This window comes from Arthrobacter globiformis, from assembly GCF_030815865.1.
Lineage (GTDB): Bacteria > Actinomycetota > Actinomycetes > Actinomycetales > Micrococcaceae > Arthrobacter > Arthrobacter globiformis_B.
In genome coordinates, this window is record NZ_JAUSXI010000001.1 from 4326399 (window position 1) to 4342969 (window position 16571).

Consider the following 16571-nt stretch of genomic DNA (forward strand, 5'->3'; position numbering starts at 1 on the left):
CATCAGCCAGCCGGGTAACCGAGTGATGCGACTCGGCGGTCCCGACGCCCGAGAAGGACCCCGCCTGCCATAAAAAGAAGTGAGAGCGTTTGCGGCGACTTCACGGAGCCTGCGCCCATCTGTGACACCGATGAACTGCTCGTCGAGCCAGTCGGCAGTCCTTTTCCGCTCCTCATCGCGCTCTGATCGGGCAACGGACCGGATGCCACCATTTTGGTGTTCATATCCTGTATAGGTCGCCGTTTGCGACACACTTGGTTGCGTGGCGGACAGGTACAGGGCATGAGTCATCTTTCGCGTGTTCCTGACCCGGAGCACACCTTCCGAGTGCTGTACGAAGTGATCTATCCTGACGTGCTCAGATTCGTTCAACGGCGGGCACATCCGGATCATGCCGAGGACGTCGCGGCTGACGCGTTCCTTGTTGTCTGGCGTCGCCTCGATGAGGTACCGCGCATCCATGAGGACGCACGGGCATGGATTTTCGGCATCGCCCGGAACATTCTGCTGAATGCACACCGAGGCGAACAGCGGCGCCAAGCACTTGGCGTGCGGCTGGCGGATGCCACAACCCGGCTGCACTTGGATGAGGACACTCATGCAGTGATGAGCCGCGTGGACCTGAGCCGTGCATGGCGCCTCCTCTCCGAGGTCCATCAAGAGGCTCTCGGCCTCACTGTCTTCGAAGACCTCACGGCACCGCAGGCAGCTGCTGTGCTTGGCATCTCACCTGTCGCGTACCGCCTGCGAGTGAGTCGTGCCCGCAGAGCACTCCGGCTTCATCTCGAACACCTACCAGAGCCCGCTGGCACGCCGACGGCTTCCCTTGGAAGGACAACCACGCCATGACCCGAAACCAAGACATTGACGCCCTGCTTCGTACCCTCGACGCCGCTGACCCGCAGCGCTCCACAAACGCACACCGCGTCCGCCCCGACCTGCAACGCATCCTGGCCACCGACACAGGGCAGGAACCACAACAGCAGTCCGCACCCTCAGGTGTTATCGACAAAACGCGGTCAGCCAGACGGACCGGCCGGCCCGTTCGAAGGTTCGCAATCGTCGGCGGAATGGTGGCTGCCGCCACCGCAGGCCTGATCGTCCTGCCCTCCCTTTCAGGTGGCGACCTGGCCTTTGCCAGCTGGACCCCCGCACCGGCCAGCATGAGCGAGCAGGACCGCGCCGCCGCCGCCGCCGACTGCCGCTCATCCCAAAAGGGGACGGGCGGCGGAATGTACGCCGCTGACGTCGTGTCCGCTCAGCTAGCGATCGCTGAGCGCCGCGGCGTATGGACCACAGTCGTACTGTCGGGAGCCGGCGGGTTCTCGGTCATGTGCATCACCGACGACTTCGCGAGCCTCTTCACCAAGGGCATGATCGGCTCGATCGGAAAACCAGCCAATCAGGCCTCACCAGGGCCTCGCGAGCTTATCGCCACGGACTTGGGAACCGGCAGCATGAGTGCCGGTTACATCTCCCTGGCTGCAGGCGCGGCAGGTTCAGACATTGCGGAAGTCAGCTATGTGAGCCGCGCCCACCAGAAAGTGAAAGCAACGGTATCCCAAGGGCGGTTCGCTCTCTGGCTACCCGGCGACGAACTGCAGGACGCGGCGTCTAACGGCGTCGAAGTCGAAGTGACCTACCGTAACGGCACAAAAGGAACCAGTCACTTGACCCTTTAAGCTATGCAAACTGTCGTGGCCCGCTTCCGGCTCCCGGCGGGGCAGCAACTGCAGATGTAGGGTTGTGCTGACGAACAGATACCGCCCGTCCAACACGAGGAAGCCGCGAGGTGCAGGTGTGAACGAGTACGAGGCCTCACTGGTCATCAAGTCGGGAGCGGAACTGCTGTCATCGGCTTCCTCCGACCCCCGCTCGGAGGAAGGCTATAAGGCGGTCAGAGCCAATATCTCGGAGGCACTGGACCGCATAGCGGAGGCGCTTGCGAACTTCGAGGCCGGTTCCGGAACGCCGAGCCGTTCAGCCGGCTGGGTCCAGGACCTTCACCGCGTAGCGGACGACCTGGTGGATCGATAAGGCTGAAGGGCCGATGACAGCGAGTGGACCTGAACAGGCAACCGCAGCCCGCTTTGACCGGGCTGTCCTGATTTTCAACCCGGGTAAGCCCGGCATGACCGCCAGGATCGAGGAGCTGCAACGGGATCTGGCCGCCGGAGTGCCGGATCTGCAGATTGACGCGCTGCCGACGGAGTTTGCCGGGCACGCACGGGACCTTGCACGGTCCGTGGCGGCCACCGGGTCCCCGCTCATTGTTTCGGTCAGCGGCGACGGCGGGTACAACGAGGTTGTCAACGGGGTGATGGACGTCCCCGGCAACAGGGCGGTGTGCACCGTGCTCGCGGCAGGGAACGCCAATGACCATCACCGGAGCATGCCCACAAGGCCGTTGCCGGAGGCTGTCCGGGGAAGCAGGATCCGGCACATCGACCTGCTGCGCATTACGTTTACCGAGGAACAGCAGGTACGGGTTCACTACGCCCACTCCTACATAGGCTTCGGGCTCACACCATTGATGGCGATCGGCATCGAGAGCGGCGGAAAGGGCAAAATCCTGGAACTTCTGTCCGTCGCCCGCACGCTCTCTCATTTGAAGCCGTTCGAGCTGGTCCGGGCTGACGGGGCCACCGCCCGCTTCGACAGCCTGATCCTGGCCAATATTTCGCGGATGGCCAAGTATGGGACGGTCAGCGAGTCGGACGGCCCCCACGACGGCCGGTTCGAGGTTGTGACGCTCCCCCACTCCGGGCGCTGGAAGATGGCCCTGATGACCCTTCGGGCCGTGACGCTGGGACTCGGGAACCAGCCAAGCGTCAGCAGCTACGCCTTCACCACGCGGGATGCTGTTCCTTGCCAGATTGACGGCGAGGTCAGGCATCTTCCCGCCGCCACCCATGTTCTGGTGGAAAGCGCCAAGGGCGCCCTGGCCGTTGTCTGACCCAGCGGATCAGCGGCCAACGCCCAGGGTCCATTCACTCCGGGAGATCGCGTACTCGACGCCGTGTTCATCGCCCGGGATGAACACGGGCCAGTCAGCGACGAAGGAACGGATAAGGCGCATTCCGGACTTCTCCATCACCCGTCGCGAGGCGGTGTTCACTGCCATGGCGTTAGCAACCACCCGCTGCACGCCGAACTCGGTAAACCCCTTGGCGATCAGCGCCCGGGACCCCTCGGTGGCGTAGCCCTTTCCCCAGGCCTCGCGCCGCAGCCGGTAGCCCAGTTCGGGCTGGTCAGGCGGATCGCCGGGGGCGGGCCGGTAGTGGAACCAGCCGAGGAAATCTCCGGTTGATTTCTCGACGGCGGCCCAGAAGCCATAGCCGGGGAATTTCCGGTAGTAGCCAAGGAACGCCGGCAGCACCTCGTCTTCAACCTCTTCCCGGGGCGTAGGGGCACCGCCGGTGATGTACCGCATCACGCGCGGATCGCCGTCGAGCTCCAAGAGCAGGTCCGCGTCGGTGGGAGTGAACTGCCTCAGCATCAGCCGCTCGGTCTCCAGGAAAATGAGCATGCGGACATTCTCGCACCGGGGCGGCAGCAAACGCCCTACTTGGCAGTCAGTTCCTTCCGGCGGAACGTCCCGGCGATGGAGAGCTTGCGGCCGTATTCGATGGAGCCGTAGCGGAACAGGTGCACGGCCAGGCGCAGGATGAGGATCCCGACGATGAACACCTCGACGATCACGACGGCTGATTCGACAGCGCCCAGCGTTCCGAAGCCGTTGCGGAGCAGCGCGGTGACGGGGGCGGTGAGCGGGAAGTAGGTGAAGACCTGCACGATCAGGGCTGTGGGGTCGCTGATGATGAGGCTGACGGCGTAGAAGGGCACGAAGATCAGGGCCATCAGCGGCCCGAAGATGGTGCAGGCTTCCTTGGCCGTGGGCATGATCGCGCCGATGGCCACGAGCACGCCGGTGAACAGGGTGAACCCGCCCAGCAGCAGCAGAGCGCCGGTGATCATCTGGACGGGCTCGAACACCAGGGAGGACAGGTCGAAGTCGGGCAGTGCTACTGAGTCGCGGAAGAGGAAGTAGCCCACGGCGATCGGTGTGAGGAACACCGCCACCTGAAGGAGCCCGACGGCGAACAGGGAGATGATCTGACAATTTCGGCCGTCCCGTTTCCTGGCTCGATTTCCGCCCGGGAAAGTCTCGTCAGCACCCCGGCCCCACGAGTACCTTTGTGCCATGACGGAGGACTTTGACCTTTACGCGGACGAGTCGCAGGAGACCGCGGATGATCCGCGCCGAATCGGGTACTGGTTTTTCAGGGCGCTGCATGACAGGGAAAAGAACCTGGACGACCTTCATCTGATCGTGACCCCGGAGTCCCGGCCGTTGTGGGGATCCTTCGAAATCGCCGCCGCGCTGCTGGACGCCATCGAGGACCCCGGCATGCTCCAGGAAGCCGTCTACGCCCACGGAGATCTCGAGGTCTGCTACATGCGAGTTATCCGGGAGGCCAAGGAAACTACGTTCATCACACCGGCCACAATTCTGGATGACCCGCTGCTGATCACGCTCGTGTGGCGGCCTGACCACGGCCGGTGGATGGTTCACGGCTTCGGTGACATGGTGCACCCGGACAGGGTGCCGCGCGGGGCTTAGTCGCCGGCACCATCGTCGTCGACCCACTCGAGCAGGTCGCCCGCCTGGCAACCCAGGACCCGGCACATCGCGTCCAGGGTGCTGAAGCGGACCGCCTTGGCCCGGCCGTTCTTCAAAACCGCCACGTTGGCCGGGGTGATCCCGACCCGCTCGGCGAACTCCCCCACGCTCATCTTGCGTTTGGCCAGCTCCACGTCGATGCGCACCACGATCGCCATCAGATCACCCCTTCCATATCGGCCCGCAATGACGTCGCCTGCCGCAGCAGGTCCCGCATCACCACGATCAGCAGAACCAGCACCGCACCGATCAGCGTGACGCCAATCAACACCGCAGGCATCCCGGGATCGCGCAGCTCGGGGGTGAAATAGATGTACGCGATGAGGGAGGCGGCCATGGCCGCCAGCAGCAGCCACGCTGCGACGAACGCCCACGTGATCACGTCCACCCACCGCATCGAGGCCGCGGTGAAGATCCGGTCACGCTGGACCAGGGTCAGCAACCGCCAGATGCACACGATCACAACCTGCAGGCATACGGCTTCCAGTTCCCAGAACAGCAGCATCGGCCATCGCCAGGGATCCGCCCTCGGCCCCTCCTCGGTCGTGAAGAGAAACTCGCCGGGGAACGACATGACCTGGGCCACCAGCAACCCGAGGAACACCATTACCAGCAGGACCCTAAGCGGGAGGACCAATCGACTAACGATAGACATGGCCTGATGGTCCGATTTTTTCTATCGAAAGTCAATATGACGTACCATTTTCAGTCCTCCGCACTCCTGAAGGCCTTCGAAGCTAGACTGACAGCCGATGAAGACTGGGGAAAATCTTTCAGGCCGATTGAACGTGCCGCTGCTGCGCCAGGCAGCTACCTGTTGCCTGCTGCTCGCCGCCGTGACAGCGTTAGCAAATTTGGGCGGCTTGGTATTGGTAATCGCGGGAGGCGTGCTGCCTGGCTGGGCTGTTAGCACCATGCTGCTCGTAACCTCGCTGGCACTGCTCCTCATAAGCCGTCGCGCGGCTGGAGGAGGGAGCAGGACGCGCCGAACCGTGCTCATTAGCCTGTTGCACCGGCTGGTGGTCTTCGGCGTGGGATTGAGCAGCTTGACCGGGGCAATGGGCGACTTGAGTGCCACCTACCACGTACTCGAACCAGAGGGTCCGAACGGCTGCCGGCCCGTGGCGCGCGAGTATTCTTTCCTCTTCGCGGGCAGCGGTGAAGTATATGCGGTCGGTCGCGGCGGAATCGGGTCACGGGTGAGCTCTTGGACTGCGGACGACGGCTACGAACCAATCGCTGACGGCTCCTATCGTCTGCGCTGGGAGGCTGACAGCGGCATCCTTAGACTCATGGGCGGGATCGATCCTGTATGGCCGGCGATGCACGAGGTCACATGCGGTTGAACCCGCACATGCGAAAGGCAAGGAGAACCGATCTCCTTGCCACTTTCAGGATATAGCCCGCCAGGGGGCTTGCCGCAAGGCCCCCACCCTCAACCAGAATGGTTGGCCGCGGCTAAATTTTGGATTGGGGTTCCACATGATCGATGTAATCATTAGCGGCGGCGGGCCAACCGGGATGATGCTGGCCAGCGAGTTGCGGCTGCACGGCGTGGACGTGCTCGTACTGGAGAAGGACGCGGAGCCGAGCGTGGCGGTCCGCTCGCTCGGCCTGCACCCGCGCAGCATCGAGATCATGGACCAGCGCGGCCTGCTGGACCGGTTCCTCGCACAGGGGCAACAGTACCCGGGGGTCGGCCGCTTCGCCGGGATCGACAAACCCCTGCCGGCGAACCTGGACACCGCACACGCCTACATCCTCGGCATCCAGCAGCCGGTCACCGACCGCCTGCTGGCGGTGCGCGCCGTCGAACTCGGTGCCCAAGTCCGCCGCGGCTGCGAGGTGACGGGCGTCGAGCAGGACGACGACGGGGTGAGCGTCGGGCTCGCCGACGGCACCGGGCTCCGCTCGCGCTGGCTGGTCGGCTGCGACGGCGGACGCAGCCTGGTGCGCAGGCAGCTCGGCATCGGCTTCCCCGGCGACCCCGCCACGAACGAATGGATCCACAGCGAGATGGAGGTGACAACGCCGCCGGACGAGCTGGCCGGGGTGGTGGACGAGGTCCGCAAGACCCACAGGGGGTTCGGCGTCGGCCCGGCCGGGAACGGGCTGTTCCGCGCCGTGGTGCCGGCGGCCACGGTGGCCGAGGACCGCTCGGTGCCGCCCACGCTGGAAGAGCTAAAGACCCAGCTGCGGGCCCATGCCGGCACCGACTTCGGCGTCCATTCACCGCGCTGGATAACCCGGTTCACCGACGCCACCCGTCTGGCCGAGCAGTACCGCGCGGGCCGGGTGTTCCTCGCCGGCGATGCGGCGCACGTCCACCCGCCGCTGGGAGGGCAGGGTTTGAACCTCGGCATCCAGGACTCGTTCAACCTCGGCTGGAAGCTCGCTGCCGAAATCAACGGCTGGGCGCCGCCAGGGCTGCTGGACACTTACTTCGCCGAGCGCCACCCGGTCGCCGAGGGCGTGCTGACCATCACCCGCGCCCAAAGCGAACTGATCTCCCCCGAGCCCGGCCCCCAGGCCGTGCGCCGCCTGCTGGCCGAGCTGATGGACTTCGACGACGTCAGCCGGTTCCTGGCCGAACGGATCGCCTCGATCGGGGTCCGGTACGACTTCGGCGAAGGACCGGAGCTGCTCGGCAGAAGGCTGCGCGACATCCCCTTGTCAGGGGGCCGTCTCTACGAGCTCACCCGCGAAGGCCGCGGGCTCCTGCTGGACCAGACCGGCACACTCTCCGTAACGGGCTGGACGGACCGGATCGACCTCATCGCGGACACCAGCGGGGAACTGGACGCGCCCGCAGTCCTGCTGCGGCCGGACGGCCACGTCGCATGGATCGGCGAAGACCAGGACGAGCTGCTCCCCCAGTTGGAGAGATGGTTCGGCGCCGCCTCCGGAGGCGGCGAAGAGGATTGACTCCGACGACGGCGGCTGGCTTTTATGCCGACGCCGGGCGGTATCGCAGTAAGGCGTTGCTGGATCCCGGGAACGCCCGGACGTCCAGCAAGGAAAGGTTTGCGGGCCGGAGGAACAAGGGCAGGCCTGCGGTGAGGGCGCCCGGACTAACGGTCAGATGCAGTTCGTCGATAAGCCCCTGGGCCAGCAGGCCGTTCCACATGATGCGGCTGGCGAAGATCAGGATGTCTCCAGTCCCGTAGAGTTTTTCCTGTTGCAGCCACGTGCCCACTTCGTCCCGTCGGACGACCGTCGTGGTGGCGGCCCAGGGGTGGTCCGCGGGGACATCCAGGGAGTCCGACACCACGACCTTGGCTATGCGATTGTAGAGGCGGCTCGTTTCCCGGTTGTCGGAACTCAACGCGCGGTTGGTGGGGTCCTCGCCAGCGTCAGCGATGGCGGGCCAGTAGGCGCCGAATCCTTCAAAGGATGTTCGGCCCAGCAGCACCGTTCCCGCCGACCGCAGCCGTTCAAGGTTGTAGGCGTCGAAAGTCTCATCCATGTTCAGCACCGTCGGGTTCCCGCTTTGGTCCGCGTAGAAGCCGTCCAGGGAGACGATGTTGTTGACAACAGTCCGGCGCATACACGAATCCTAGACGACGCCACGATCCCTTTGGCGGCCGGCAGCGGACTTGGCTAGGCAGGCCTGTCCCGGAGGGTGGACGTAAGACCACCGCCACCGGCCGGTTCAAGTCTCCGCCGCCGTCCTTGGAAGAAGGATGGAGTTCCTTGGGAGATCCCAGGGAACAGCGGTTTGGAATCCGAACCCAAGGTGCCTCAACCACAGCGGCGAGGGGACTTCTTTGGTAGGCCCTTGGCCAGATTCATAGGGTCCCGAAGTGTTTCCCTAAGGTGTCGCTGCCAAGCTGTCGGCATCTGGCTGGGGAGTTAGACCGTAACTCATTCCAATCAGTATGCCGGGTTCGGCAGAGCAGCCCGGCGGCCAACTCTCGCTTCAGGACGTGCAGGCCGCCTAGCGGCCGCGTCGCTGATGCCGCATCACGGATTGGACTGCGGAAATGCCTATCACCAGCAATGTCGCTTGGGACACGCGACTGGAAACCTTCAAGGGCAGGGACACTGCCCAGTACATCGAAACAGTCATGGCAATGGCCAGCCGCTGCGCTGCCTGCCGGCTTCCACTTGGCGCCGGCGCCGCCGTATCCCTGACTGTCGATATCACCGAAAGCCACGATTTGGAGGGCATGGTGTCCCTCACCTTCGATCCAGCTGTCTATCACCTGCAGTGTCAGGGGCCTGCCCTGAGGTTGCTTCAGTCGGCCGACTTTGGCAGCGATCTGACCTCAGTCGGTGCGCGTCTCGTCCTGGCCGGAGGCGCAGGAAGCGAGAGGAGTATCCCCGTGCTTGCCTACACCCTGACACCGAGCCTGGTCTTCGGAGCGCCCGGCGGTGAGATGACGTCCGCCCTGGTTTCAGCCCTGCTCAACCATGGGTTCCAGATGTCGTTGACCGGCAGCTATGGGGAGATCGTACGGCGATCTGTTCCCGCGCGGGACACCTGCACCTGCTCGGTGAGCGACGGCGGAGCAATTGCGCTGCATGTGGACGGAGAACTCATGCATTCCCAGCAGCTTGATCAAACGGACGTCGGCGATGCCCTGTGGCTGGAAGGAACCGCGGCAGGCCGCGTCCTGGTCATAAGCGGCGACAACCTAGTTTTCACAGACACCGGCCTGGAACTGGGCGTTGCGGCGCGCCTCGGCACACTGGTCACCGGCATCGTCCCGGTGATCGCGTGACCACGCGCGGGATGGCGGTCGTGGACCGCGAAGCCGGCGCCCCGTCCGCTCCATCAGTTCGGGAAGGACTCCTGCAGTTTCAGCTCAGGCGCCTCATCGGTGAAATCCTCTCCCAGACGAACCTCGAACCCCATATCCGCGCGTCACTGCTGCGACACACCGCATTGCACCCCGAGAATCCTGGGCAGGCGCTGCTTTACCACCTGCAGGATGTCCACGCGCCGGACGACTTGTCAGCTAGTGGGCGCCACTCCCCCATGGAAGCGGCGCCCGGTGTATGAAGGCTCGGCCTAGGACGCCGCGCCCAGGGTGATGTCCGCGGTCTGCTCCTGGCCGTCGCGCTGGAAGGCGATCTTCACGGTGGATCCGGCGGCCTGCTCGCGGGCGGCCGCCGTCAGCTCAGAAGCGTCGGTGACGGTCCGGCCGGCCAGGCCGGTCACCACGTCGCCGGCCTGCAGCCCGGCCTTGTCCGCCGCCGACCCGGAGGTCACCGAGGCCACCTCGGCGCCGGCGGTGAAGTCCGACGACGACCCTGACGTTTTGTCCTGAACGGACAGTCCCAGCTGGCCATGGGTCGCCTTGCCCGTGGAGATGATCTCCTCCGCCACCCGCTTCGCTTGGTTGATCGGGATGGAGAAGCCGACGCCTATGTTGCCGCTCTGGGTGGACGAGGAGGACGACGATCCCGCCGATGCAATGGCCACGTTGACGCCGATGATCTCGCCCTGCCCGTTGACCAGCGCGCCGCCGGAGTTGCCGGGGTTGATGGCTGCGTCCGTCTGGATGACGTTGATGCTGATGGAATCCTGCGTTGAGGATCCCTGGGACGTGGCGGACGACTCCGTCTCGATCGTGCGGTTCACGGCGGAGACGATGCCGTCGGTGACGGTGCCGCTGAGTCCCAGGGGTGCGCCAATGGCGATGGCGGTGTCACCGACGTTGACACCAGAAGAGTCACCGAGGGTTGCCGGAATCAGTCCCTGGGCGTCGATTTTGATGACGGCGAGGTCGGACAGCGGGTCCGTGCCCACGATGGTGGCCTTGTAGACCTGGCCGTCATTGGTGCGGACCTCGACGGCGGCATCCGCCACCGCTCCGTCCAGGGTCACCACATGTGTGTTGGTGAGGATGTGGCCCTCGGTGTCCAGGATGATGCCCGAGCCGGTGCCCCCTGAACTGCCGGACCTGACGCTGATGGTCACCACGCTGGGCGAGGCCTTCTGCGCAGCAGCGGTGGCGGCGTTAACGCTCTCCGTGTTGTTGACGATGACCGGGCTAATGGCTGCCTGCGCCGTGGTGGTTGCCTGTGCTGGCGCGTCGGGCCACAGTGCAAAAACCCCGGAAGCCACCCCGCCGCCCAGAAGTCCCGCCGCCACGAGGCAGGTGACGAAGACCGCGGGACCAACCCGCTTCTTGTCCCGCGGCCGGACCGGCGGCACAGGCGGCGCAGGGCTCACAGCGCCAAAAGCCGAAGGGGAAGTGGCAGGAGGAATACTGGCGAGAGGGGCCGTCCCCTGCGGATCATCGGCGTGAGGGACAGGATTGTGGCTGGTCTCCGTGTACATGTGTGGCTCCTCAAGGGTACCGCTCCGATGATTCCCGGAGCTTTCTCCCTAATCCTGTCCACCAGGCCTTTGGCCCTTCTGTCGCGGTGCTGTGATGAAGCTGTGAAGCCCGCGATGGGGCATGCACGGCAGAAGCGGCCTCCGCAGGCGCGCAGGAGACCGCTTCCTTTATTTTGATTCCGAGGAAACGCTGGTGAGAACGTCCCCTCGGTATCAAACCTATTTGTTCCGTACCGGTCGGCTACGCGGGGCTAGCCGTGCCGGGGCGGGGTATAGCTCCCACCATTGTTGCCGTGGCCGCCATTGTTGCCGTGGCCGCCATTGTTGCCGTGGCCGCCATTGTTGCCGTGGCCGCCGTTGTTGCCGTGGCCGTGGCCGTGGCCGTGGCCGTGGCCGTGATTACCGTGGTGACGCGGCTTGTGGTGGTGGCGCTTGTTCCATTCGCGATTGTGCCCGTCGCAGTCCTTGCCGTTCCTGTCGTACCCCTCGTTGTCGTAGCCCCATCCGTCGTAGCGATGACTGTCGTACTTGTTGCTCTGTGTGGACGAATAGGTCGTCTTCGACCCGGTATCCGCAGAGGCAGCTCCAGCAGTGAGTGCCGCGCCGCCAAGGGTCAAGCCTGCGGCGATAACGGTGGTGCTGATAAGGCGAGATGCTGTGTTCATTGGAGTTGTTTCCTTGCGAGTTGTTATTCATAAGGAGCCGTAGACCAGAAGGGTGTGCGGCATTGCGAATGTGCGTCATCTGGGCGCACTTCACCTTCCAGGTGCGATCTACGGTTGTTTATCCAAGCGATCGGTTACGGCGAATCAGCGCCACACTTGGATAGTTTTCCCATGGCCGTGAAACATCAGGCGATGAACAACTTTGTGCCTATTGCTTCCAAGAGCCCTGGTTGCGAGTGAGCACATATTGTGCCCGGCGGGCTACCTGTTCAAAAGCAGTGGAGCGGTCAATGCTGACTTGAACCAATGGACTGAGCGGTAGCCCGAAACTTTCTGCTTTCCCCGGTGTCCTGGGGCTGATAACTACGCTACCGGTGAATTCCGATATTGAAAAGGCCTAATTTATTGTTTCGGCGAACTTTTCTTTATTACGCAAACTCCGCGCAATCAGGGCGTGCATCATCATCATGTCGGGTCAGTTGAAAAAGCGCATGCCCTATTACCAAGCTCTATTTGCGTGCGACTTTCTCATAATGCCTCATACATGAATAAGCCATGATGACGCAGCGGAATTAACCGGCCGCGCCAGGCCTGCTGTGCGGGATTAGCGCTGGGGGTAGATGGGGTGGACTGGATCCTTGGGATGCGGGTACTTGGGCAGGTTGCCGCGGCATTTGCCCTTGTCGTGATGCTTGCCTTTGTCCTTATCCCAGTGCCTCCAGTGGCCGCTGCAGTCCTTGCCCTGGCGGTTGTGGCCGGCCTTGTCAAAGCCGTCTTTGTCGTAGCTGCTGTGCTGCGTGGACGAATAGGTCGTCGTCGGCCCTGCGTCCGCAGAAGCAGCTCCAGCAGTGAGTGCCGCGCTGCCGAGGGTCAGGCCCGCGGCGAGCGCAGTGGTGCTGATAAAGCGAGATGCTGTATTCATTGGAATGGTTTCCTAGCGAGTGGTTATTCAAAAGGAACCGCAGAGCAGAAGAGCCCGCATCATTGCGGCGCTCTACGCTTGGGCGCAGTACACCCATGGGTGCTGTCTACGGTTATTTATCCGAGCGTGCCATTATGCTGATTCGGTGCAGCACCTGGATACTTTTCCCATGCCGGTCAAAACATCAGGCCGTGGAATACTTTGTGCCTATTATTTTGAAGAGCCATGGTTGCAAGCGGCACAATTCATGCGCTTGGGTGGGATACCTGTTCAAAGCAGCGGAGCGGTAACTGTGACCGGAACCAAAGGGGTTGAACAGCTCCCCCGCCCTTTCAGTTTTTCCCGATGAAAGCGGCGTGGGAACCACTCTACCGACGGATGCAGAACCTGAAAAGGCTTTTGTTTTTATTACGACTATATTCTTTTATGAGTACTTCTTAACAAAAGGCGCAGCCTATATGCCGCATCGCTTGGGATTCCTCGCCAGCGCATTCCGCGTGGGTCAGACACCACAATGAGGCAAGCATCCGGACACGCAAGTTCGGGATCTTTCATGCTTCTGCTTTTATTGTGGCCGCACCTCACCGTGCAGCTGTAATGAAAAGTGGGCGCGGACTCTAATACTGGTCTGTCCGCGCAGAGGCTCCCCTCTGGCCCTACCGCGATTGTGCCCCTGTGGCTAGAGGACTTTCGGATTACCTACACTAAGTGACGCGCAACTAGAGCGCACCCACAATAACTACTCGTTTTTCGGCGTCGCCCACTACTTGTTGCCTCGGGCACGCAGTGACCAGCAGGTATGCCGTCATGCGCTCACAAAGAGGCAGGCAAATGCATCGAAGCGTGACGACCGTAGGTAACATGACTGGCCTCAGGGCTGAGGCACAACTCTACGTTCTCGCTGAGAACTACCCCCAGCCACCGCCCATTCGGACACGCGGGTACCAGCCGGCGGAGCCGGTGCCGGTGCCGGCGTACAGCCAGAGGACCCCGTCGCTGTCGACGGCGAGGACGTCGTTCCTGCCGTCACCGCTGAAGTCGCCGCGGCCGGCGATGGTTGACATAGTGTTCCAGCCGCCGCCCACCCGGACGCGCGGCAGCCAGCTGCTGCGTCCGTTGCCCGGGTACAGCCAGAGGGTACCGGCGCTGTCGCGGGCAAGGAGGTCTGCTCTCCGGTCGCTGTTCATGTCGCCCGCTCCCACCAGGGCGGTCATCACGTTCCAGCCGCCGCCCACCCGGACGCGCGGCAGCCAGCCGCTCCGGCCGTTGCCCGGGTACAGCCACAGAGTTCCGGCCGTGTCCCTGGCGAGCACGTCGGCCTTGCCGTCACTGTTCATGTCGCCCGATCCCACGAGCGAGGTCATCACGTTCCACCCGCCGCCCACCCGGACGCGCGGCAGCCAGCCGCTCCGGCCGTTGCCCGGGTACAGCCACAGAGTTCCGGCCGTGTCCCTGGCGAGCACATCGGCCTTGCCGTCACTGTTCATGTCGCCCGATCCCACGAGCGAGGTCATCACGTTCCACCCGCCGCCCATGCGGACGCGGGGCAGCCAGCCGCTCCGGCCGTTGCCGGGATACAGCCACAGCGTGCCGGTGCTGTCCCTCGCCACGGCGTCGGCCTTCCGGTCGCCGTTCAGGTCCCCGGTGGGCACCAGCATGGTGATGCGGAGCAGCGCCGCGGCGGCATCCAGCAACCCGGCGCCGCATCCCTGCGGGCAGCCGCCGGGGATGGCCCTGGCAGTGCGCTGGAGGCGTGCTACGACGGCCGCCGGTGTCGCCGTCGGGCCCATCTGGGCCATGAGAAGTGCTGCGGCAGCGGAAATGTGCGGTGCTGCTGCGGACGTCCCTTCCGCGTAGGCGTAGTTCTCGATCTCTGGCGTTGAAGGATCGTCGTGCGTCAGGGACGGGATCCCGCCTGACGGATCAGCGGACATGTCGCCCCCGGGGGCGGTGATGTCGACGCCGGGCCCGAAGTTAGAGTACGGCGCCAGGGCGCCGCTGGGGCCGCTGGCGGCGACGCTGACCACGTTCCGGCAGTTGGCGGGGGTGGAATTGGAGGCCTGCGTCATCTCGTTGCCGGCTGCCGCAACCACAACGGATCCCCTGGCCGTGGCGGTATCAACCGCGTCCTGGAAGGCCTGCGGGCATGTTGGCAGCAGTCCGCCGAGGCTCAGGTTGATCACCCGGGCCGGCGTCAGGTTGGGCGGCACTCCGTCCACCGGGGCTCCAGATGCCCAGAGGACGGCATCCGCGATGTCCGAAGTTTGCCCGCCGCAGGGTCCCAGCACGCGGACCGGCAGAATCTTCGCTTTGGGGGCGATGCCCGCGATGCCCTCGTTGTTGCCTGCGACGGCGGCGATGATGCCCGCCACGTGTGTGCCGTGCCAAGAGGACGGCATTGCGGCTGATCCGTCAGCGCACTGCCCGATGTCTGTCGAGTCGCCCATGTCCGTGGCGTCGGGGTCACGGCCGTCGTCGTTGTCGCGGGCATCTTCGGAATTGGTGATCATGTCGTAACCGGACAGCATGTTCGCGTCCAGGTCAGGATGGCTGGTCTTGCCGGTGTCGACGACGGCCACCACCTGGCCGGCACCCTGGGTGACGTCCCACGCCCGGGTGGCTCTGATGCCGGCGGTTTCCGAAAACAGGTTCCACTGGAGGGGGTAGAAGGTGTCTTGCGGGTCGGCGGCTTTCGCCTGCAGCTTGATGTCGGGTTCGGCGTAGGCGACGGCAGGGTCCGCGCGGAGCGAGGCGAGCAGTTTCTCAGCATCGCCGTCGCCCAGTTCCTTGCTGGTGCGCACCACACGCGCTCCGCCGGCCGTGGCGCGGAGGTCCTTCGCCGTGGCCCCAAGCCTGGCGGCCGCCGTGCTGAAGGACCGGGCGCGGAGCGCGGATCCGGACCGCGCCGGGTCCTTGAACTTCACGATGAACTGGTCCGTGGGCGGGGTGACAACCGAGGGCGTGCGGGGGATGGAGGGCAGCGGCGGTGTCCGGTCATCGGCCGCCGATGCAGGGGGCACGATGACGGCAGTGGCCACAAGAGCGGCGATGCCGGCAGACGTCATGAGGGCAGAAAAGCGTGTTCGGCGCATGACAAACATCGAGACCATCCTGTCCGGCGTCCTTCAGGCGCTGCCGCCGGGACGCAATCATGGAACGCGGCCCCCGCCGCGTTCAGGACGAGTCTACCGGGGGTGCTAGAGCGATTGCGAGGTGGGGTGCAGTTGCCAGTGAAATGGAAAATTGGGCTGGTCAAGGCGAATTGATTCCCGAGGCAATCCTCTGCCGGTAGCCTGCGCTCATGACGGGCGGCTCAGCCAGGGGAAGCAATGAATACGAGTGGCAATCGGGGCCGCCCGATTCACTTGAAGGTATGCCACCGCAACGTCAGCGCCTAGTCGCTTGGGGCCTACTTTGGTTCCTGATTTTAGGGTCAGTAGTTGGGGGCATACGTAGTTGGCTCGGCTTGTCCGAACCTTGGCGTTCTTTGCTAATCACCTTCGTTCGCGCGGCAGTCTTTATCCGACTTATCCGAGGAGCAGTGCTGGAAGGTCGGCAGCTTCGGGGCGAAGGCATCGATCTGCCGTCGCTACCGGTCAGCCGAAAATCGCTGATCGTCAACCTTGTCTTTGTGATGGTGCTGTGGACTGTTTACGTTGGCTGGGTTTCGAGCTTGAGAGAGCCGGTGTTTCCGTTGCTGGGTCGCAGCTGCCCTCATGCTTGCCTGGATTGCTGAACTAATCGAAGGGCCGGGAGCTGGCGGCACAGCTTTGCTCGTCATGGGGGTGATTCTTGGGGCATACTACGGTGTGGGGATGAGCCGTAACGACTTAGCCCGAGTGGAACAAGCTCCCAGGACCTGATTACAGGCCGGAAGCCTAATGAGCACAAGCCTACTACGGCCTTGTCACATGACGCTCTGAAGGCAAAAGCGGACCCAGATAAAGATCGTGATCAGCCGTGACACCAATATCGACGTCTGCCACCTGGCGCGGAGGGGCTCCCTCGGTT

At 63.9% G+C, this 16571-nt stretch carries 18 protein-coding genes; 9 read left to right on the top strand and 9 right to left on the bottom strand.

The features are described 5' to 3' along the window. The first annotated feature begins 282 nt into the window (after positions 1-282). The 4 genes from QFZ33_RS20135 (at position 283) to QFZ33_RS20150 (ending at position 2956) form a co-directional block, all read left to right on the top strand. Positions 283-849: an RNA polymerase sigma factor gene (locus QFZ33_RS20135; RefSeq protein ID WP_307030324.1), complete on the top strand. Its 567-nt coding sequence runs from the start codon at positions 283-285 to the stop codon at positions 847-849. Beyond that, positions 846-1682, top strand: coding sequence for a hypothetical protein (locus QFZ33_RS20140; RefSeq protein ID WP_307030326.1), 837 nt, complete (start codon positions 846-848; stop codon positions 1680-1682). Before QFZ33_RS20135 ends, QFZ33_RS20140 begins: the two co-directional genes overlap by 4 nt. Positions 1683-1800: 118 nt before the next feature. Further along, a complete protein-coding gene (locus tag QFZ33_RS20145; protein ID WP_307030328.1) occupies positions 1801-2037 on the top strand; it encodes a hypothetical protein in 237 nt (78 codons plus the stop codon). 13 nt (positions 2038-2050) lie between these two features. Then, positions 2051-2956 carry a diacylglycerol/lipid kinase family protein gene (locus QFZ33_RS20150; RefSeq protein ID WP_307030330.1) on the top strand — a complete coding sequence of 302 codons (906 nt, stop codon included), beginning with the start codon at positions 2051-2053 and terminating at the stop codon, positions 2954-2956. Positions 2957-2965: 9 nt separating this feature from the next. Here QFZ33_RS20150 and QFZ33_RS20155 read toward each other — a convergent pair whose 3' ends face one another. Further along, the gene (locus QFZ33_RS20155; RefSeq protein WP_307030332.1) at positions 2966-3529 is read right to left on the bottom strand and encodes a GNAT family N-acetyltransferase; all 564 of its coding nucleotides are present in this window, start codon (positions 3527-3529) and stop codon (positions 2966-2968) included. 35 nt (positions 3530-3564) lie between these two features. Beyond that, on the bottom strand, positions 3565-4206 hold the full coding sequence (locus QFZ33_RS20160) for an ABC transporter permease (protein ID WP_307030334.1): 642 nt from the start codon (positions 4204-4206) through the stop codon (positions 3565-3567). Between QFZ33_RS20160 and QFZ33_RS20165 the strand changes: the two genes are divergently transcribed. After that, on the top strand, positions 4205-4624 hold the full coding sequence (locus QFZ33_RS20165) for a hypothetical protein (RefSeq protein WP_307030336.1): 420 nt from the start codon (positions 4205-4207) through the stop codon (positions 4622-4624). The two genes, QFZ33_RS20160 and QFZ33_RS20165, sit on opposite strands and share 2 nt — an antisense overlap. Here the strand turns inward: QFZ33_RS20165 and QFZ33_RS20170 are convergent. Both QFZ33_RS20170 and QFZ33_RS20175 read right to left on the bottom strand, forming a co-directional pair. Beyond that, on the bottom strand, positions 4621-4842 hold the full coding sequence (locus QFZ33_RS20170) for a helix-turn-helix domain-containing protein (protein ID WP_307030338.1): 222 nt from the start codon (positions 4840-4842) through the stop codon (positions 4621-4623). The two genes, QFZ33_RS20165 and QFZ33_RS20170, sit on opposite strands and share 4 nt — an antisense overlap. Next, positions 4842-5291, bottom strand: coding sequence for a DUF2975 domain-containing protein (locus tag QFZ33_RS20175; protein ID WP_307030339.1), 450 nt, complete (start codon positions 5289-5291; stop codon positions 4842-4844). The genes QFZ33_RS20170 and QFZ33_RS20175 overlap by 1 nt, the downstream gene beginning before the upstream one ends. A 145-nt stretch (positions 5292-5436) precedes the next feature. On the opposite strand from QFZ33_RS20175, the gene QFZ33_RS20180 reads away from it, so the two are divergent. Together QFZ33_RS20180 and rox are read left to right on the top strand one after the other, a co-directional pair. Further along, the gene (locus QFZ33_RS20180; protein ID WP_307030341.1) at positions 5437-6030 is read left to right on the top strand and encodes a hypothetical protein; all 594 of its coding nucleotides are present in this window, start codon (positions 5437-5439) and stop codon (positions 6028-6030) included. A gap of 136 nt (positions 6031-6166) precedes the next feature. Further along, positions 6167-7609: a rifampin monooxygenase gene (gene rox, locus QFZ33_RS20185; protein ID WP_307030343.1), complete on the top strand. Its 1443-nt coding sequence runs from the start codon at positions 6167-6169 to the stop codon at positions 7607-7609. 22 nt (positions 7610-7631) lie between these two features. Here rox and QFZ33_RS20190 read toward each other — a convergent pair whose 3' ends face one another. Continuing rightward, positions 7632-8231 carry a dihydrofolate reductase family protein gene (locus tag QFZ33_RS20190; RefSeq protein WP_307030345.1) on the bottom strand — a complete coding sequence of 200 codons (600 nt, stop codon included), beginning with the start codon at positions 8229-8231 and terminating at the stop codon, positions 7632-7634. A 436-nt stretch (positions 8232-8667) separates the two neighbouring features. Here QFZ33_RS20190 and QFZ33_RS20195 point away from each other — a divergent pair, with 436 nt between their 5' ends. Next, positions 8668-9408, top strand: a complete 741-nt coding sequence (locus QFZ33_RS20195; RefSeq protein ID WP_307030347.1) for a hypothetical protein — start codon at positions 8668-8670, stop codon at positions 9406-9408. A gap of 290 nt (positions 9409-9698) precedes the next feature. On the opposite strand, the gene QFZ33_RS20200 is transcribed toward QFZ33_RS20195, so the two are convergent. The 3 genes from QFZ33_RS20200 to QFZ33_RS20210 all read right to left on the bottom strand — a co-directional run bounded on the left by QFZ33_RS20200 (position 9699) and on the right by QFZ33_RS20210 (position 12560). Then, a complete protein-coding gene (locus QFZ33_RS20200) occupies positions 9699-10973 on the bottom strand; it encodes a S1C family serine protease (protein WP_307030349.1) in 1275 nt (424 codons plus the stop codon). Positions 10974-11224: 251 nt separating this feature from the next. Next, positions 11225-11638, bottom strand: coding sequence for a hypothetical protein (locus tag QFZ33_RS20205; RefSeq protein ID WP_307030352.1), 414 nt, complete (start codon positions 11636-11638; stop codon positions 11225-11227). 604 nt (positions 11639-12242) lie between these two features. Then, the gene (locus tag QFZ33_RS20210) at positions 12243-12560 is read right to left on the bottom strand and encodes a hypothetical protein (RefSeq protein WP_307030354.1); all 318 of its coding nucleotides are present in this window, start codon (positions 12558-12560) and stop codon (positions 12243-12245) included. Positions 12561-12871: 311 nt separating this feature from the next. Here QFZ33_RS20210 and QFZ33_RS20215 point away from each other — a divergent pair, with 311 nt between their 5' ends. Further along, a complete protein-coding gene (locus QFZ33_RS20215; RefSeq protein WP_307030357.1) occupies positions 12872-13078 on the top strand; it encodes a hypothetical protein in 207 nt (68 codons plus the stop codon). 390 nt (positions 13079-13468) lie between these two features. Here QFZ33_RS20215 and QFZ33_RS20220 read toward each other — a convergent pair whose 3' ends face one another. Next, positions 13469-15670 (bottom strand): S8 family serine peptidase, encoded by a 2202-nt coding sequence (locus tag QFZ33_RS20220; RefSeq protein WP_307030359.1) that lies wholly within the window; start codon positions 15668-15670, stop codon positions 13469-13471. Between the last annotated feature and the right edge of the window lie 901 nt (positions 15671-16571).

What these genes read in the sequence shown, in the direction of transcription:
- QFZ33_RS20175 (WP_307030339.1), bottom strand. Translation starts at nt 5,291, where the DNA reads ATGGTGTTCCTCGGGTTGCTGGTGGCCCAGGTCATGTCGTTCCCCGGC.
- QFZ33_RS20220 (WP_307030359.1), bottom strand. Translation starts at nt 15,670, where the DNA reads ATGGTCTCGATGTTTGTCATGCGCCGAACACGCTTTTCTGCCCTCATG.
- QFZ33_RS20135 (WP_307030324.1), top strand. Translation starts at nt 283, where the DNA reads ATGAGTCATCTTTCGCGTGTTCCTGACCCGGAGCACACCTTCCGAGTG.
- QFZ33_RS20190 (WP_307030345.1), bottom strand. Translation starts at nt 8,231, where the DNA reads ATGCGCCGGACTGTTGTCAACAACATCGTCTCCCTGGACGGCTTCTAC.
- QFZ33_RS20200 (WP_307030349.1), bottom strand. Translation starts at nt 10,973, where the DNA reads ATGTACACGGAGACCAGCCACAATCCTGTCCCTCACGCCGATGATCCG.
- QFZ33_RS20195 (WP_307030347.1), top strand. Translation starts at nt 8,668, where the DNA reads ATGCCTATCACCAGCAATGTCGCTTGGGACACGCGACTGGAAACCTTC.
- QFZ33_RS20170 (WP_307030338.1), bottom strand. Translation starts at nt 4,842, where the DNA reads ATGGCGATCGTGGTGCGCATCGACGTGGAGCTGGCCAAACGCAAGATG.
- QFZ33_RS20210 (WP_307030354.1), bottom strand. Translation starts at nt 12,560, where the DNA reads ATGAATACAGCATCTCGCTTTATCAGCACCACTGCGCTCGCCGCGGGC.
- QFZ33_RS20155 (WP_307030332.1), bottom strand. Translation starts at nt 3,529, where the DNA reads ATGCTCATTTTCCTGGAGACCGAGCGGCTGATGCTGAGGCAGTTCACT.
- QFZ33_RS20160 (WP_307030334.1), bottom strand. Translation starts at nt 4,206, where the DNA reads ATGGCACAAAGGTACTCGTGGGGCCGGGGTGCTGACGAGACTTTCCCG.
- rox (WP_307030343.1), top strand. Translation starts at nt 6,167, where the DNA reads ATGATCGATGTAATCATTAGCGGCGGCGGGCCAACCGGGATGATGCTG.
- QFZ33_RS20140 (WP_307030326.1), top strand. Translation starts at nt 846, where the DNA reads ATGACCCGAAACCAAGACATTGACGCCCTGCTTCGTACCCTCGACGCC.
- QFZ33_RS20180 (WP_307030341.1), top strand. Translation starts at nt 5,437, where the DNA reads ATGAAGACTGGGGAAAATCTTTCAGGCCGATTGAACGTGCCGCTGCTG.
- QFZ33_RS20165 (WP_307030336.1), top strand. Translation starts at nt 4,205, where the DNA reads ATGACGGAGGACTTTGACCTTTACGCGGACGAGTCGCAGGAGACCGCG.
- QFZ33_RS20205 (WP_307030352.1), bottom strand. Translation starts at nt 11,638, where the DNA reads ATGAACACAGCATCTCGCCTTATCAGCACCACCGTTATCGCCGCAGGC.
- QFZ33_RS20150 (WP_307030330.1), top strand. Translation starts at nt 2,051, where the DNA reads ATGACAGCGAGTGGACCTGAACAGGCAACCGCAGCCCGCTTTGACCGG.